The following is a 16,347-nucleotide window of genomic DNA, read 5'->3' on the forward strand; positions in this document are numbered from 1 at the left end:
CCATGCAAAACTTCCAATTAGTGGGCACGGGGATTGCGACATCAGTTGATCACTCTAAATCTCTTGTCTTCATCCTCGCACCGTCTGACAATCTCGAGACTTCGAGGGAGCCTCTCAAGGACATCCCCTGCCACCATCCCAATTTCTCCCACTTCATCGCGAGCAAGATCCCCTGCCAGCCCATGTATATATACCCCGGCCGCCGCCGCCTCAAGGGGTGGAAGGCCCTGGGCCATCAGGCCCGCAATTATTCCAGTAAGGACATCCCCCATCCCGGCGGTCGCCATGCCTGGATTTCCTGTAGGATTGATATAGGTCTGACCTTCTGGAGAAGAAATGACAGTATGCGCTCCCTTTAGCACGACTACCTTTCCCCATTGCCCTGCAAATGAACGGGCTATATCGAGACGATTCCGTCCCGCTTGTTCACCATTTCTGGCTAAAAGCCTTGCCATCTCTCCCATATGCGGGGTCAGGACCATCGGAGAACGAATGGCCTTCAAGATCTCTGGGTCAACCGAGATGGCGTTCAATGCATCGGCGTCCGCGACCACCGGGCAAGAACACATGGTCAGGACCTTCCTGATCAGCTGAGATGTCTCATTATTCATAGACATTCCCGGGCCAATGGCTAGAACATCATTGCGCTCAAGGAGGGTCGCTATGACACCTTCGCCATTTAGCGCCGCGCTCCTGGATTCTGTTTCAGGCAGCGGCTTTACAATGACCTCGGTGAGTTTCATATCCACATAATCACTCAGACTCCGCGGCACCGCAAGCGTTACGAGGCCGGCTCCACTCTTCAAAGCTGCCATGCTCGCAAGACATGCCGCTCCAGTCATCCCCTCGGAGCCTGCAACAACTAGCACACGTCCAAAGTTCGTCTTATGGGTATCCGGGCGCCGTGAAGGTATCCATGACCTCACTTCTTGAGCGGAAAGTAGATGACATTTTAGTTTCTCCTGGGCGAAGAGCAAGCCTGGAATGCCGATATTAGCTATGGCGAGCTCCCCCGCGAATTCAGCTCCTGGGTACAATAGAAGACCCAGCTTTGGCGCCCCCATTGTGACGGTGCAGGTCGCGCGAACGCACTTGACGCTGACCTTCCCGGTGGAAGCGTCAAGACCCGATGGAACGTCTACCGATACTATGGGGCGCCCAGAATCGTTCATGGCATCAATTACGGTTCCAATAAGTCCATTTATCTCTCCCTTGAATCCGGTCCCGAAGATGGCATCTACCAGAATGTCAGAAATAGAGAAACTGATCTTGACCTTCTGCATGTCTTCCAGGGAGAGTTCTTCTACTTCGATGCCCATATAATTGAGGGCTCTCAGATTGGTCGCGGCATCACCGGAAACCTCGGATTTCCTGCAGAGCAAGAATACCCTGACCTTTGCGCCAAAATTGGCAAGATGTCGGGCTGCGACGAATCCATCCCCGCCATTGTTGCCTTTTCCACAGACGATGCAGACTCGTCTCTGTGGGACAGGAACAGCCGATTCTTTTCGCAATCTCTCAGCCACTACGATGGCAACGGCCCGGCCGGCGTTTTCCATGAGGGCGATCCCGGGAATTCCAGCTTCCTCTATGGCACGTTTGTCAATCTCTCTCATCTCATCAGGTGTGAGGACTTTCACAAGACACTCCCCCATCCCCGGTAGCCACCGCCATGGCACATGCAAGATCTTTCAAATGAGTTATGCTCACCAAGATATCCCTTATGCCCTTTGACGATGCTAGATCCCGAGCTCGACCATGGAGAAGGATCAACGGCTTCCCGAGGTGATCCTCGAGGATCTCTACTTCAGTCCATGATATACCACGCATACCGGTCCCCAAGGCCTTGGCGGCTGCCTCTTTCGCGGCAAAACGCCCGGCGAAGCTCTCATACCGGCCGGCGCAAAGCTCCGCTTCCCTAGGGGTAAATACACGACCGATCAAACGATTTCCTTTTCTCTCCATAAGCTCACGAATGCGAGAGACCTCTATCATATCAAGTCCGATGCCTACGACCATGAGGCCCCCCTCTCTTCCTATTCAACAGTGACACTCTTCGCCAGATTCCTTGGTTTATCAACATCACAGCCCCTGGCGCAGGCGGCGTAATATGCAAAGAGCTGGAGAGGAACCACAGACAGAATGGGACTCAATATGTCATCGATCCTGGGAATCCTGAAGACATGATCAGCTACAGCATCTATGGTAGAATCATCATCATAGGCAATTCCTACCACGGTGGCGCCGCGGGCTTTCACTTCTTTGATGTTGCTTAGCATCTTCTCGTATACACCAGTCTGAGTCGCAAGGGCAAATACTGGCACGCCTTCCACGATCAAGGCAAGCGTACCATGCTTAAGTTCGCCAGCAGCGTATGCCTCTGCTCTTATATAGGATATCTCCTTGAGCTTGAGACTCCCCTCCATGGCTACAGCATAGTCTAGTCCCCTGCCCATGAAGAATATATCCTCGCATCCTTTAAACTTCTCCGCGAGTTGCGCCACCTCCTCCTCCACATGGTAAAAAAGCCTATCAACATATTGCGGGAGTTCGCCAAGGCCCCTCACTAGAGCCGAGGCCTCGACATCCGAAACCAATCCCCTCTGGCGCCCAAAGAAAATCCCAAGTAGATACATGGCAACAAGCTGGGAAATATAGGCTTTGGTGGATGCCACGGCGATCTCTGGGCCAGCCAGAGTATAGAGCACATGGTCAGAAGCCCTGGCTACCGAGCTACCAAGCACATTGGTGATCCCCAAGATCTTAGACCCTCTCGTCTTGGCTTCCTTGAGAGCAGCCAGGGTATCAGCGGTTTCCCCAGACTGACTTACAACTATTGTTAGATCGTCAGGGCCTACCAGGGGGTCACTATACCGGAATTCCGATGCTAACTCAACCTCTACAGGTATCCGGGAAAGCCGCTGTATCACCTGTCTTCCCACAAGACAGGCGTGGTAGGCAGTTCCGCAGGCTACCATGAAGATCTTAGAGAGCCGTCTTACCTCATCTGGATCCAGGCAGAGTTCTTTCAAATCGATATCCCTGCCATCCTCGCTGATCCGGCATGAAAGAGTGTTCCTTATAGCCGCTGGCTGTTCATGGATCTCTTTGAGCATGAAATGCCTATAACCACCCTTTTCAGCCATGGCTGGATCCCAGTCGATATGCATAGGGTCTCTTGATACTGGAACACCGGCCAGCGTAGATATATCTACACGATCCCGGGTGATTACGGCCATCTCGTCATCTTCAAGAATCAGAACATCCCGCGTGATACCAAGTACCGCGGGGATATCTGAAGCGATCAGATTCTCCTGGTCACCAAGGCCAATGACAAGAGGGCTGTTCCTTCTTGCGACCACGAGCTTTTCAGGCTCATCATGACACATGACAGCTATGGCAAACGAGCCCCTCACCTTCCCGAGACTTGCCCTTACCGCATCAGCAAGGTTCCCATCGTAATTTTCCTCGATCAGGTGAGATAGCACCTCGGTATCTGTATCCGAAGAAAATCTATGTCCCCTTGATTTCAATTCGCTGCGAAGACTCAGATAATTTTCAATGATTCCATTATGCACGACCACTATATTACCCTGACAATCGGAATGAGGATGGGCGTTTGCGTCTGAAGGCTCACCATGCGTAGCCCACCGGGTATGACCGACACCTACCGTCCCCTCTGGCATCTGACCTTCGAGTAGGCTCGCGAGTTTATCGAGCCTTCCCTGGGCCTTCTTGATGGCGACGCCATCACCCTTACACACGGCTATTCCCGCGGAATCGTAACCTCTATATTCAAGCGTTTTCAAGCTACCCAATAAAATCGGGGCAGCTTGCCGCACCCCTACATAACCCACTACCCCACACATAGGCCCTTATCCATCTCCCCTTTTAACCACACTCTTCGCGAATGACACCAGCAAGTCCATGCACCACTTCATGGACAAGATCCGAATCAGGACCTTCCCCCAGAATCCGGATAAGTGGTTCTGTCCCTGAGGGTCTTACGAAAATCCTTCCAGAACCCTTGAGTCTTTCCTCGGCATCCCTCACGGCCTGGCTAACCCTGGGATTAGAAAGGAACCTCTCCCTGTCGGAAACCTTGACATTCACAAGCAATTGCGGATAGGTCATCATTTGGCCTGCCAAAGAAGACAGAGGCCTGCCAGATGAGACCAATACCTTGAGCAAGTTTAGAGCCGTTATGAGCCCATCGCCAGTAGTGCTCTGGTTTAGGAAGATAATATGGCCCGATTGCTCACCGCCCAAGATTATCCCCCTATTTCGCATTTCCTCGAATACATAGCGGTCACCGGCCTTTGTGGCTATTACATCCCCGCCCTCGCGCCGGAAAGCGTCGATAAGGCCTAGATTGCTATAGACGGTCGCCACAACGGCCTTCTGGGGCAACATCCCCCTGCGAAGGAGGTCAAGACCGCAAATAGCTATGATATGGTCGCCGTCAACCACATTCCCATTCTCATCAATGGCAATCAACCTGTCAGCATCGCCATCATGGGTTAGCCCTACATCTGCGCCGTACCTGCGAACAGCGGCAGAGGCCGCCTCAGGATGCGTAGAACCACACCCCACATTGATATTGAGACCGTCGGGGTTGGAGTTGATGGGAATGACCGTGGCACCCAATTCTGCCAGGACACGCGGCGTGATCCTATATGAAGCTCCATTTGCACAATCCACCACGATCCTGAGACCGGTTAGATCAGGGGCGAATCCCTTGACAAAGTCAATATATCTGTCTTCCGCATCGGATATTTGACGCATCCGGCCTATGCCTGATGCGGTCGGACGAGGCAAAGAGTCATTACCTGATGGCCAACCGCTCTTTTCGACCAGCCCTGTGATTTCTTCTTCATCCTTGATAGAAAGCTTGAATCCTTCCTTGGAGAAGAATTTGATGCCATTATATTCCACCGGATTATGTGACGCGGAAATAACTACGCCTGCATCAGCCTTTAGGTCCCTGGTCAAAAATGCGATGGCAGGTGTTGGCATGATGCCCAGGTCGAGCACTGTCCCGCCAGAAGACATGATGCCAGCCGCCACGGCACATGATAACATGTCGCTAGATATCCTGGTATCTCTCCCCAGAGCAATGACCGCTGAACGATACTTCCGGGAAGCCCAGGACGCTCCTGCACGCCCGACTGCAAATGCCAGCTCCGGAGATAGCTCAGTATTGGCTATACCCCGAACTCCATCTGTCCCAAAAAGATTACCCACTTTCTCTCCCCTTCCCAGTCAAATAAGGAAAGTCTCTACACCATTATTAATTAGGTTATGCTATCTATTCTGTCGTGGACCTTCGCGTAATTCGGGTCTCTCGAGCCAGAGGCTCACAAAGACGGCTTCGGGCCGGAGGCGCACGCCAGTGACCCGGCCTCCCTCAGAGTCAAGTGGAGTAAGACGAGCCTCTATGGCAACAGTCCGTGTAGTCCGGCCGGCCTGAGACAACCTGGAGGCATCAACGAGACATGTCACCCTGGCGATTTTCTCCACCTTGCTTTGAGGGCCGGACACCAATACAGAGGCAGGCTCGACAGTTTGGCCGAAGGTGACCACTTCAGCGGATGGCACACCCATGAACGCTACGATGACCGGAAAGGTTCGCTCGATTACCGGTTCAGATTTAGCCATGAACGGCGAAGGCGATCCTCGTCCCACCACAAACCATATCACTACAGCCAAAAGAAGGGCTAGAAGCCTCAAGGAAAAATCTTGTCTCCAGGATTCGTTCAAAGGCATGCCTTCCTGTTTCTCCTCCCTCTCCCCGGCACATCACAACATCAAGCATGAACCTGCGCCTTGAGCCAATCTTTGAATGACTGTTTCGATCTGGTCTCAAGAAGTCGCTGAAGTCGCTCCCTCAAGGAGTCTTCATCCAAATAGCGCGTCAAGCGACCATCAGAGGCAAGCGAGATGACTCCAGTTTCCTCTGATACTATTACGACGGCCGCATCCGTCTGCTCCGAAATCCCGAGCGCTGCGCGATGACGTGTCCCCAGGCGACGGCTTACTGTAGGATTATCAGTAAGTGGTAGGTAGCAGCCGGCGGCGGCTATCCGCCCTCCCCTGATGACAACTGCTCCATCGTGCATCGGGGTATTGGGGGTAAAGATATTGAGCAGGAGTTCGCCTGATACAATTGCATCTAGTTTCATACCCATCTCGATCAAGTCAGATAGTCCTGTGTTGCGCTCTATGACCATAAGGGCTCCGATCTTTTCCCTGGACAGTATTCCGGCGGCCCTTGAGACCTCTGTAATAGTCCTTGCAGGATCATCCTGCCCAAATATATCGAATCCGGCGGAAAAGAGCCGTCCCCTTCCTATCTGCTCCAAGGCCCGTCGCAACTCCGGCAAGAATACGATCGGAAGAGCGACAAAGACCATGGTTATAGTCCTCTGCAGCAGCCAGTAGACTGTAGAAAGCCCAAATACCTGGCTTATCAGATTAGCGATGAACAGCACAGCAAGCCCCTTGATAAGGGAAACGGCTCTCGTTCCTCGAATGAGCACGAGGATGCGGTATATCACATATGCAACTATCAAGATATCGGCGACCGATGTCACTACCCTGAGAACACCAACTTGCCCGATGGCATTTCTAACCATGATGAGATAATTCTCGAAGGGCATGGCCTTCCCCCCGTGCTCTGGCTGTTCAATGACAGCAAGTTTCCATCTTCTATTGTCAAGTATACACTAATATTCTTCGATGACAATTGGAAAGTGTCGTCAGGCGCCAAACTTTGATAATTTCAAGGCATTGGCGAGCATGAGAGGCATCACTCCCAGAGTCGGGAACCTGCCGAGACTTCCTAATCGGCACTCCCGTTCGCCAAATGTCTTCAATCCATCACGCCTCGACCATTTGGACCACATCATTATCGGCACCGGATGCCAGCTATGTGCTTTCAAACGTGCCGGAGTTGAATGATCTCCAGTGATGACGAGTACATCAGGCTTCAAATCTAGGATCTTGGGGATCTCGCGATCTAGGGCCTCGAGAACTTCGACCCGCCGACCGAAGTTGCCATCCTCGCCTGCGCTGTCTGTATCCTTGACGTGGACATAGAAGAAATCATACTTGTCCCAATTGGCCTTCAATGTCTCGATCTCATCTGCAATTGTAGTCCCCGTTTCAAGGACATCCATTCCAACCAGCTTTGCGACTCCTCGATACATAGGATAAGTCGCGATTGCGGCTGGGGTCAGGTGGAATCTCTCACCCATGGTGGGTATATTAGGATGCTTCGCAAACCCCCTCAAAAGTAACATATTGGCAGGATGTTGATCGCGAAGGATTTCGGCCGCCTTTGAGATGAATTCGTTCACAATGCGAGAAGTTTTCTCAGCATCTGGCGAAAGGGCCTCAGGTTTCCTCGGCGCCTTCCCCTCTTTTTGTGGGTCGGTATCAGCAATATTCCCGGATAGGCCGTCACCCCGGAACACGACAACGAATCTATGGATCTTGCCGGTAACGATCATAACATCAGCGCCGGAGACTTTTACATCCTTCAGAAGTTCGCATAATTCGCGCGTCTTCTCCGTGGGTATCCTCCCTGCCCGCCTGTCTACGACGATCCCATTCTGGTCGACGGTGCAAAAGTTTCCCCTGGCAGCCACATCTTTCGGTCCCAGGTCAAAGCCGACTCCCAGCGCCTCCAAGACACCCCTACCTATTTCATACTCTGTTGGATCGTAGCCAAAGAGAGCAAGATGTGACGGACCACTGCCGGGAGTTACACCTAGGGCCACCGGATCGATCAAACCGCATTCGCAATCTCCGACCAGCCTATCGATATTTGGCTTACTGGCCGTCTCTAATTCAGTGAGACCGGTATCTTCGCTGGGAAGTCCCCCCAATCCATCAGCGACCACCAGCACGATTTTGGAATCCGTCTTCATAGAGATCTCTGAAACAACCTTGATGTCTACCATATTATCGCCGCAGCATCATCACACGCAAGTTGCGGCTTTCCTCCTTCCTTTTAGATCCATGCAGGCGACACCATTATAGGCGTGTATCCGCGTGACTATCGCGAATACAGTTTATCTCTGAGCTTTGATTCTATGCGCATCCGACATATCCTCCATAGACCTGCAGATTATATGAAAAAACTGTACGAGCATACTATAAGCGGAGAGGATGGTGGAAGGTTTGCCCATCGGCCCGGCCATCGTACGGCGAAATGCCAAGATCATCCTGGTTATCCTGGTGCTGCTGATATTGACCATCAGAGTCGCCCCCATTCCGGGACGCTCACAAGGCAGCATATTCTATGATAGAAACGGCCGGATCCTGACAGTGACCACATCAGCAGGCAAGATCCCGGTTCCTATAGGGCAAATGTCCAAGTACCTGCCAGAGGCAGTTGTTGCAATCGAAGATCAAAGATTCTACGTGCACTTCGGCATTGACCCCGTGGGGCTTGTGAGGGCGCTGGTGACTAATATCAGGGCCGGGCGAATTGTTGAGGGCGGGAGCACCATAACACAACAATTGGCTAAGAATATGTTTCTCACCCCTGAAAGGAGCATCGATCGTAAGCTCAAGGAAGCCATGCTGGCAGTGTACCTCGAGATGAAATTCGGCAAACGCGCGATCCTCGAGAAATACCTCAACACAGTATACTTCGGGCATGGAGCCTATGGTGTTGAAATGGCATCCCGCGTCTATTTCGGAAAAGGTGCGAAGGATCTTACCCTAGCTGAGTCAGCCATGCTTGCGGGGCTGATCCGCGGACCATATTACTACTCACCCTATAGAAACATAAAAGCTGCCATGGCAAGACGAGCAATGGTGCTCAATAGGATGGTGGCGATGGGATACATTTCGCCCATCGAAGCGGCCGAGGCGGCCAGGGAGCCCATCCGCCTCGCGGGACTCGAAGGCAGAGAATACCGGCAGGCCCCTTATTTTGTCGACTATGTGATGCAGCAGTTGGCAGACCGGTATCTCAATGATGGTGATTTGCTCTATAATGGAGGACTTCAGATCCATACGACATTGGATGTCAACATCCAGGTCGCGGCAGAGGAGGCGTTCCATGAGATCATAGGGGAGCTTGCTAAAGTGTCACCGGCAAAGCAGGGAAGTGCGCAGGGCGGCACCCTGATAACCCAGCCCCAGGGGGCTCTGGTGGCCATCGAGCCCCAAACGGGAGAAGTGCGGGCGCTCATTGGCGGCACCAGTTTCCGCATGACTCCATTTAATAGGGCCATAAATGCAAAACGCCAGCCAGGTTCGGCATTCAAGCCTTTTGTCTATGCTGCAGCCCTTGACCATGGATTTACGGCGGCGTCCTCCATCGCATGCGAACCTATCTATCTCCCAACGGCCCAGGGGGTATATAGCCCCAGGGACTTCGGCAAGGAGTCGTATCACTGGCGCGTCCTATCATTGAGAGAAGCTCTGGTTGTATCATGCAATGTCATTGCTGTCAAATTGAACTATGCGTTGGGACCAGAACTAGGAGCTTCCTACGCAAGAAACATGGGCATCACAAGTGTTCTCCGCCCCAATTTATCTCTGGTGCTTGGCACATCAGAAGTAAGCCCTCTCGAGATGGCAGTCGCATATTGCCCGCTGGCAAATGGGGGTTATGCCGTAAAACCAAAGTTCATGAACTCTATTTTGAGTTCCACCGGAGGGGTGATTCGAACATTCGCGACAAGGAAGTGGAAAGTGCTCGATCCAAGGACCTCATATATTCTGACGGATATGCTGAAAGGGGTATTGAAGCGAGGTGGCACAGCGCCTGATGTCTCCCGCATCTTCAGCCACCCAGCAGCCGGGAAGACCGGCTCGAGCCAGAACTTTACCGATGCATGGTTCGTAGGGTACACCCCTGACCTTGTCGCTGCCGTCTATATTGGGCATGATGATCCAGCGACCCCGGTGGCCCGGCCGGGAGGCGCCACGGCGGCCCTCATTTGGGCCAGATTTATGCAAAGGGTATATGGCAATGCGTCACCACGTGATTTTACTGAACCTTCCGGTTTGGTTCGCCGGGAAGTCTGCGGCACGTCCGGTATGTCTCCCACGCCCTTTTGCCCGTGGACCAGGCAAGAGGTCTTCAAGGCTGAGACAGCTCCGGATACCCCCTGCACATGGCATAGCCCTGGCGCCGTCATGAAAGGAATGAACAAGGCTCGCTAGAGCAGAGCTGAGCCATCAAGGGAATGCAAGGCACTTTGAATAAAAGAAGTGAAATTCGCCAAAACCTGGAGGATATTGAGCAATTATGTAGAAGTAACCAGATTGATGTTGCGGTCGATGGGAGCATGATATTTTCGCCGGGGAACGATGTCCAGGAAGGGGGAAGCGGCGTTCCCTCCCCGGTTTTATGACCGGGGCATGCGACGCCGAGTAAAGAGAGTGGAAAAACAGCATGCAAAGCAGTATGTGTCAGATTTCACACCAGGCCAGCACATTTCAAGTCCTTTCCTGGCTAGGGACAAACAACTGATCAATTTCGCCAATAAACCAGGACAATTTTTGCAGATAACTTTGCTTGACAAAACGGGAGAGATAAAGGCAGTATTGTGGGAAGACAACAATGGAGCATTTTCCGCATTTGAGGATGGTGACATAGTCTGGGTTGAGGGACAGATAAAAACCTATCGTGGCGCTCCACAGGTGACTATTCACGAACTCCGCAAGTGCGAGAAGGGTACCTACAATCTAGAGGATTTTCTACCGCGGACTAAGAAGGATACTGAGCTCTTGCTGCAGACGATCAGGGATACAGCGGCGTCAGTCAAAGATCCCTATTTGTGGATGCTGCTCGAATCTTTTCTAGATGACCCGAAGTGGGTCACCGGATTTATGAATGCTCCCGCCGCGAAGTCCGTGCACCATGCGTATCTCGGCGGGCTGATCGAGCATTCCACGAATGTGATGAACATCGCCCTGTATATCTCCACCATCTACCCAGAGATCGACAGGGATCTCCTGGTCACGGGGGCCATTCTTCATGACATTGGCAAGATTGCCGAATATCGATTTGACGGCATCCTGGACATCTCTGACGAAGGGAGACTTCTCGGCCATATCGTCATAGGCGACCAGATGATCGCAGAGAAAATCAAGGGCATCGAGGGATTTCCCAAAGAACTGGAGATGAAGATACGCCACATGATCCTGAGCCATCATGGCGAATACGAGTATGGCTCGCCGAAACGCCCGAAATTCGCTGAGGCATGTGCGCTTCATTATGCTGACAACCTCGACGCCCACGTCTCCCGGTTCATCCATGTCCAACAGACCTACAAAGGGAAAGCTGGTCACTGGAGCCCGTATGATAATGTCCTGGATAGACATATCTATCTAGGGTCAGATTATGGTATGCCTGTGGATGAAATCGCGGCTGCAGGCCCCGATGATGGCCGGGAAACACATTAAGTGTCTGCAGAAGCGGGTTCAAAGATAAACTTCCCGAAGGCCTCAGCGACTCCGTTGCCATCAGGGGCTTCTGTCACATAGTCGGCCATCTGCTTGACGCTCTCCTCGGCGTTCGCTACAGCCACTCCTATGGATGCGGCTTTTAGCATTTCTATATCATTCTCAGAATCCCCAATCGCCATGATCTCACCCGCATGGATGCCGAATCTTTCGGCAAGCTTCAATAATGCCCTCCCCTTTGAGACACCCTTATTGACCACTTCCACATATGTAGGCAAGGAAATCATGATATTGAGCCTGTCTCCAAAGCGTTGCTTGAGAATCCCCAGATGCTTGCGCGCAATCTCTTCGGGGGCGAGAATCAATAGTTTTGTTGAGCCTTCGGCCGACCTCTGCCTCAGGAATGCGGCAAGATCAGGCACAGCCACGACCTTCGCGCCATAGCGGCTGCTATACATTTCAGCTTCATCTGACATCCTGTTGACATAGACCACTTCATCGATGTAGGTATTCACCGTAAGGTCATTTTCCTCTGCGTACCGGATGATCTCCAGCGAGAGATCATATGGGACCGGGAGGTGGAAATATACTTCGCCAGACTTAGATGCCTTGATCAGAGCCCCATTGTAAGTGATCAATGGAATATCGAGGCCTAGTTGATCCCCAAGCGGAGCCACGGCCGAGAACATCCTGCCGCTGGCAAGGGTGACCATTACGCCCTGCCGGATAGCTTTCTCAATGACCGCCTGGCCAGCCTCAGAAATATGATTTGGGGCATCTAGAAGCGTGTTGTCAAGATCTAGAGCAACAAGTCTTATCGCCATTGAATCATTCATCCCTTTCGATAGGAAGGACACCCATTCCATTCCCTACAAAGCATCGGACTCTTTATATCATTACTCCAGGTTATTTAGCGACGGCATCCAGCAGAAATTCACCTGCAGACATCTGATAGAGTCGGCTGTATATTCCTCCTCTGGCCATTAGTTCATCATGAGTGCCAATCTCTGCTATTCGTCCTTCCTGTAATACCAATATTTTATCCGCCCGGCGAATTGTAGACAACCTATGCGCTATCACTATTGTGGTACGATTCTTGATAAGTTTTTCGATAGCATCTTGAATCATCGCCTCTGTTTCAGCATCCACCGATGAAGTCGCCTCATCCAGGATGAGGATCGGCGCATCCTTGAGGATCGCTCTTGCTATCGAGAGCCTCTGCTTCTGGCCACCGGAGAGCCTGACTCCGCGCTCGCCAAGGTAGGTGTCATATCCGTGAGGTAAGGTTTCAATGAATTCGTGCGCATTGGCAAGCCTTGCGGCGCAGATCATCTCTTCCTCTTTCGCGTCCGGCCTGCCGCAGAGTATATTCTCGCGCACGGTGCCGTTGAAAAGGAAGACATCCTGCAGAACCATGCTAATGGATTGTCGCAGCGATTTCAAGGTGACCGTAGAGATATCATGTCCATCGATGTAGATAGTTCCCTTCTGGGGCTGGTAGAATCGGGGAATAAGCCCGGCCAGGGTGGATTTCCCGACGCCTGTAGGCCCCACCAGAGCTAGCATCTCCCCGGGGTGGACTTCAAACGACACATCCTGGAGCACCGGAGTTATTCCGTCATATGAGAAAGATACATTCTCAAACCTAACGTGTCCTTCAACCCTGCCAATAGGCTTTGCGCCAGGGGAATCTTTTATATCTGGCTCTGTGTCAAGAATCTGGAAGAATCTCTCGCCGCTGGCAAGAGCCTGCTGAAGACCCTCATTTAGTCGCGCCAGTAGAGTTATGGGCTGGTAAAACATGTTCAGATAGAGGAGAAATGTTACGATGTCTTGTATGGAGACCCTTTGGCGCAATGCAAGCAACCCCCCAGCGAGTACCACTATCACGCCGCCCACAGACCCGAGCCATTCTACCAGAGGATGGTATATTGCATTGAGGCGCAATGCTGTAAGCAAGTCTCCGGTATACTTCTTGGACCGAGTATGCACCCTTGCCATTTCTATCTGCTCCCTGGTAAATAGCTGGATCTCCTTGATTCCTGAGAAATTATCCTGCAGTAGCGCATTGAGCTGCGATAGACTCTCTTGGGCCTCGCGGAATACCGGGCGGATCTTCTTGCTGAAGGATAGAACGACCCAGGCGAGAAATGGCATAGGAATTAGGGTTAGGAACGCAAGGGCGACATTCAATCGGAAAAGTATTATGGCTATCCCCACCAGTACCAGGCCATTCACTGCCAAATCTGGAATGGCGTGAGCGAGAAGGGACTCAAAATTCGCTGTGTCATTTACGACCCTGGACATAAGCTGGCCCGTTTGCTTGTTTGAATAGAAACGCAAGGATAGTTTCTGAAGATGCTCATACAGCAATACCCTAAGATCAGATACAAGATTCCATGCCACCGAATGCGCCGTATAGCTTGTAGTATACTGAAACAAGGCCTTTACGATATATGCGGCAAGAAGAAGGATCGCGAGCATCACCACTCTCCTAGAATCAAATCCCAGCATCTCCCCATTGAGATCCGCAGAAGAACTCACAGTTGGAGACGTTATGATGCCCACCAAGGACCTCATGAGCCACGGTCCCACCAAACTACACGCGGTCACTAGGACCGTACTCAGGATGACCAGCAGGAGCTTAAGCCGATAAGGCTTGAGGAAGGCAAGAAATCGCCTGAAGGTCTGCACGAACCACACCCCGCCGAAAAATGGTAGAAAGGTGAAACGCCAAACAGATTATACCACATCTGAAAATGTGCTTGAAGGGGAGTTGACGGATGGACGGATTTACGGTATACTAAGGCTTGCCAGAGCGAAACCGAGTTTTGTGGCCGGTTGTTTCCGGGCGAATAGCTCAGCTGGGAGAGCACCTCCCTTACAAGGAGGGGGTCGGCAGTTCAACTCTGCCTTCGCCCACCATATCAAGAGACTGCGGAGGCGTGGTGCAGTGGTCTAACATGCCTGCCTGTCACGCAGGAGATCGCGGGTTCGACTCCCGTCGCCTCCGCCATACTCAATACAATTGCATAGAATGATTTTTTAGGTGCCGAGATAGCTCAGTTGGTAGAGCAGCGGACTGAAAATCCGCGTGTCCCCAGTTCGATTCTGGGTCTCGGCACCAAGTATTTCTAGGGGTTGCGGGATTTGAGAAAAAGAGTTCGACAGCTAAATGACAGCAAAACATAAAAGGCCTCGGCGCTCGCCGGGGCCATCACGTCGGGCATTGCTTGCTGTCCTTGCCGGCGACAGCGAGATTTTCAGCCTCAGAGGATGATTTCGCTCATACTTATAATTAGATAGGGGTCTCTATTTCCGCTCCAAAGGTGAAGGTTCTGCCGCTTCTCTTGGTACCTCAAGGGCGTCTAGGAGATTGCTCGAAAACTCTGACGACCTCTATATATTGTGGCTACGCTTAAGAGTTGCCCCAACATATTGTGGGATATAGCTTCTTTGATAGAGTTTCCGAGCATATTCCTAGGAAGTTTTCTATAGCTGCCATTAGTTCCTTCTGGTCCTTAATGCATGAGATGTGTGGCATTAAGGAGAATATCATCTTGTTCTCCCTGCGAATCGCCTCCAGAAGGGCTGCACCGCCATACTCCTCCCAGAGAACCTCGCGCCCTCCAGGTGTTTCTTTGAAGCATACACGGGCACGAGGACGCCCACGCCCGCGGGAAATCTCATAGACATGCCCGTCGGCAACATAGTAATGTATATAAAGAAGTCTGCCATTCTTGCGCGCGTAGACGCGCTTCCCCCGCTTATAGGCATAAATAGCTTCTCTCACTGGCCATCCTCCCTTCGCGCCCCTATCAAGGGTCATGGCAACCCTTATCGAGCCACCCTGATCATTGAATAGGGTTCTGCATAGGGTCCCTATGCACCTGCATAACCCTGCTGCACATCCTCTGCAGCAGTCGCTATGCAACGTGTATAGATTACCTATACCTGCGCATTGTAGTGGGAATGGGAAAAGGGTAGCACTGGTACGCTTATCCGCCGGATTGGCTTAATATCCGATTCCAAGATGGTATCGATGTCCTTAGAAGTTGAGGCAGAGATCAGCTGCTCCCCACAACTCCTACAAACCTGTGCCGGTACTCCGTCGATCACGATTAAACGACCCTTGTAGTGGAAGTCAAGCTGGATTGTCTTTTCTTCCAGAATCCCGCCGCAAACCGGGCAGATATTTGCATCATTCATTCGGATGTCCCCCCTTACGCCTGATTTTATAGGCTATCCATTGTTTTTCATCCGGGAAGTAGAAGGTTATGATATCGCTAACCGGAGCCATGCTGCAAACTACGTGCAATGGCAGTCCACTTGGAGTATGCCCGTAGATAAGGCAGCTTGGGAAGGGCCTGTCATTAGGGTATTCCTCGATAATCTCCCCATTCAAGATAGCGGCTTCCATGTCCCCTGCTGTAATTCCTCGCTCCTTGGAGCGAATTGCAGCATGGGTGGTTAAGCGATAACTGCCCTCCCTTATTTTGGTCCGGATTTTCTCAATATCCAAAGAGGCTCACTCCCTAACTCCTGCATCCCCTTTTTCATGGCCTCTATAGCCTCTATAAGCTCCTCACGGATGCTCATTGTTAGGGCCTCCTTACTGGACTGGCTACCGATAGGCCTCCCGCCCATGTCTTACTCGCAGAATATAAAGAAGCTCTTGCTCCCGTTCAATTCGGAAGATAACCCGCCAGTCTCCCACCCTGAGCCGCCATTCCCCCGGGCTGCCCTGGAGTTTCTTCAGGTCTACAGCTTGCGGGTACGTTAGAAGTCGGTCCAAAGCAGCCCTAATCCGCCTTTGTGTTTTCCTGTCAAGATTAGCAAAGTCTTTCTGGGCCGGTTCGGTTATCTCAAGTTTCATAATCCCAGTTCCCTTTTAAACTCTTCCCAGGGCTTTGTCTT

General features: G+C 51.8%; 15 protein-coding genes and 3 tRNA genes. 5 read left to right on the forward strand and 13 right to left on the reverse strand.

What is annotated here, in order from left to right:
* Positions 1 to 41 precede the first annotated feature (41 nt).
* From HPY52_09390 to HPY52_09420, 7 genes are all read right to left on the reverse strand, one after another.
* Positions 42 to 1,640, reverse strand: a complete 1,599-nt coding sequence (locus tag HPY52_09390) for an NAD(P)H-hydrate dehydratase (GenBank protein ID NPV80475.1) — start codon at positions 1,638 to 1,640, stop codon at positions 42 to 44.
* Positions 1,621 to 2,019, reverse strand: coding sequence for a holo-ACP synthase (gene acpS / locus HPY52_09395; GenBank protein NPV80476.1), 399 nt, complete (start codon positions 2,017 to 2,019; stop codon positions 1,621 to 1,623). Before acpS ends, HPY52_09390 begins: the two co-directional genes overlap by 20 nt.
* Before the next feature lie 17 nt (positions 2,020 to 2,036).
* Positions 2,037 to 3,869, reverse strand: coding sequence for a glutamine--fructose-6-phosphate transaminase (isomerizing) (gene glmS, locus HPY52_09400; protein ID NPV80477.1), 1,833 nt, complete (start codon positions 3,867 to 3,869; stop codon positions 2,037 to 2,039).
* 22 nt (positions 3,870 to 3,891) lie between these two features.
* The gene (locus HPY52_09405; GenBank protein ID NPV80478.1) at positions 3,892 to 5,244 is read right to left on the reverse strand and encodes a phosphoglucosamine mutase; all 1,353 of its coding nucleotides are present in this window, start codon (positions 5,242 to 5,244) and stop codon (positions 3,892 to 3,894) included.
* Positions 5,245 to 5,304: 60 nt separating this feature from the next.
* On the reverse strand, positions 5,305 to 5,760 hold the full coding sequence (locus HPY52_09410; GenBank protein ID NPV80479.1) for a YbbR-like domain-containing protein: 456 nt from the start codon (positions 5,758 to 5,760) through the stop codon (positions 5,305 to 5,307).
* 47 nt (positions 5,761 to 5,807) lie between these two features.
* Positions 5,808 to 6,635, reverse strand: coding sequence for a TIGR00159 family protein (locus HPY52_09415; protein NPV80480.1), 828 nt, complete (start codon positions 6,633 to 6,635; stop codon positions 5,808 to 5,810).
* A 123-nt stretch (positions 6,636 to 6,758) separates the two neighbouring features.
* Positions 6,759 to 7,964 carry a 2,3-bisphosphoglycerate-independent phosphoglycerate mutase gene (locus HPY52_09420; protein ID NPV80481.1) on the reverse strand — a complete coding sequence of 402 codons (1,206 nt, stop codon included), beginning with the start codon at positions 7,962 to 7,964 and terminating at the stop codon, positions 6,759 to 6,761.
* 220 nt (positions 7,965 to 8,184) lie between these two features.
* Between HPY52_09420 and HPY52_09425 the strand changes: the two genes are divergently transcribed.
* Entirely contained in the window at positions 8,185 to 10,185 is a 2,001-nt protein-coding gene (locus tag HPY52_09425; GenBank protein NPV80482.1) for a PBP1A family penicillin-binding protein, read from the forward strand.
* Between the two features lie 147 nt (positions 10,186 to 10,332).
* A complete protein-coding gene (locus HPY52_09430; GenBank protein ID NPV80483.1) occupies positions 10,333 to 11,430 on the forward strand; it encodes an HD domain-containing protein in 1,098 nt (365 codons plus the stop codon).
* On the opposite strand, the gene HPY52_09435 is transcribed toward HPY52_09430, so the two are convergent.
* Positions 11,427 to 12,254, reverse strand: coding sequence for an HAD family hydrolase (locus HPY52_09435; protein ID NPV80484.1), 828 nt, complete (start codon positions 12,252 to 12,254; stop codon positions 11,427 to 11,429). The two genes, HPY52_09430 and HPY52_09435, sit on opposite strands and share 4 nt — an antisense overlap.
* A gap of 82 nt (positions 12,255 to 12,336) precedes the next feature.
* Complete coding sequence (locus HPY52_09440; protein NPV80485.1) at positions 12,337 to 14,124, reverse strand: ABC transporter ATP-binding protein; 1,788 nt, start codon at positions 14,122 to 14,124, stop codon at positions 12,337 to 12,339.
* 155 nt (positions 14,125 to 14,279) lie between these two features.
* On the opposite strand from HPY52_09440, the gene HPY52_09445 reads away from it, so the two are divergent.
* From HPY52_09445 to HPY52_09455, 3 genes are all read left to right on the forward strand, one after another.
* Positions 14,280 to 14,355 (forward strand) — tRNA-Val (locus tag HPY52_09445).
* A gap of 14 nt (positions 14,356 to 14,369) precedes the next feature.
* Positions 14,370 to 14,446 (forward strand) — tRNA-Asp (locus HPY52_09450).
* Positions 14,447 to 14,481: 35 nt separating this feature from the next.
* Positions 14,482 to 14,557: transfer RNA gene (locus tag HPY52_09455), tRNA-Phe, on the forward strand.
* Between the two features lie 291 nt (positions 14,558 to 14,848).
* On the opposite strand, the gene HPY52_09460 is transcribed toward HPY52_09455, so the two are convergent.
* From HPY52_09460 to HPY52_09475, 4 genes are all read right to left on the reverse strand, one after another.
* Positions 14,849 to 15,223, reverse strand: coding sequence for a hypothetical protein (locus HPY52_09460; protein ID NPV80486.1), 375 nt, complete (start codon positions 15,221 to 15,223; stop codon positions 14,849 to 14,851).
* Between the two features lie 155 nt (positions 15,224 to 15,378).
* Positions 15,379 to 15,639, reverse strand: coding sequence for a type II toxin-antitoxin system MqsA family antitoxin (locus HPY52_09465; protein ID NPV80487.1), 261 nt, complete (start codon positions 15,637 to 15,639; stop codon positions 15,379 to 15,381).
* Positions 15,632 to 15,952 (reverse strand): DUF4258 domain-containing protein, encoded by a 321-nt coding sequence (locus HPY52_09470; GenBank protein ID NPV80488.1) that lies wholly within the window; start codon positions 15,950 to 15,952, stop codon positions 15,632 to 15,634. Before HPY52_09470 ends, HPY52_09465 begins: the two co-directional genes overlap by 8 nt.
* Before the next feature lie 102 nt (positions 15,953 to 16,054).
* A complete protein-coding gene (locus HPY52_09475) occupies positions 16,055 to 16,306 on the reverse strand; it encodes a type II toxin-antitoxin system RelE/ParE family toxin (protein ID NPV80489.1) in 252 nt (83 codons plus the stop codon).
* Positions 16,307 to 16,347: the final 41 nt, after the last annotated feature.

The organism is Bacillota bacterium (assembly GCA_013178415.1).
Lineage (GTDB): Bacteria > Bacillota > SHA-98 > Ch115 > Ch115 > Ch115.

Bases quoted from the DNA above. Each gene is read 5' to 3' on its own strand.
- glmS (NPV80477.1), bottom strand. From the start codon at position 3,869: ATGTGTGGGGTAGTGGGTTATGTAGGGGTGCGGCAAGCTGCCCCGATT.
- HPY52_09465 (NPV80487.1), bottom strand. From the start codon at position 15,639: ATGAATGATGCAAATATCTGCCCGGTTTGCGGCGGGATTCTGGAAGAA.
- HPY52_09475 (NPV80489.1), bottom strand. From the start codon at position 16,306: ATGAAACTTGAGATAACCGAACCGGCCCAGAAAGACTTTGCTAATCTT.
- HPY52_09415 (NPV80480.1), bottom strand. From the start codon at position 6,635: ATGGTTAGAAATGCCATCGGGCAAGTTGGTGTTCTCAGGGTAGTGACA.
- HPY52_09420 (NPV80481.1), bottom strand. From the start codon at position 7,964: ATGGTAGACATCAAGGTTGTTTCAGAGATCTCTATGAAGACGGATTCC.
- acpS (NPV80476.1), bottom strand. From the start codon at position 2,019: ATGGTCGTAGGCATCGGACTTGATATGATAGAGGTCTCTCGCATTCGT.
- HPY52_09435 (NPV80484.1), bottom strand. From the start codon at position 12,254: ATGGCGATAAGACTTGTTGCTCTAGATCTTGACAACACGCTTCTAGAT.
- HPY52_09430 (NPV80483.1), top strand. From the start codon at position 10,333: ATGTCCAGGAAGGGGGAAGCGGCGTTCCCTCCCCGGTTTTATGACCGG.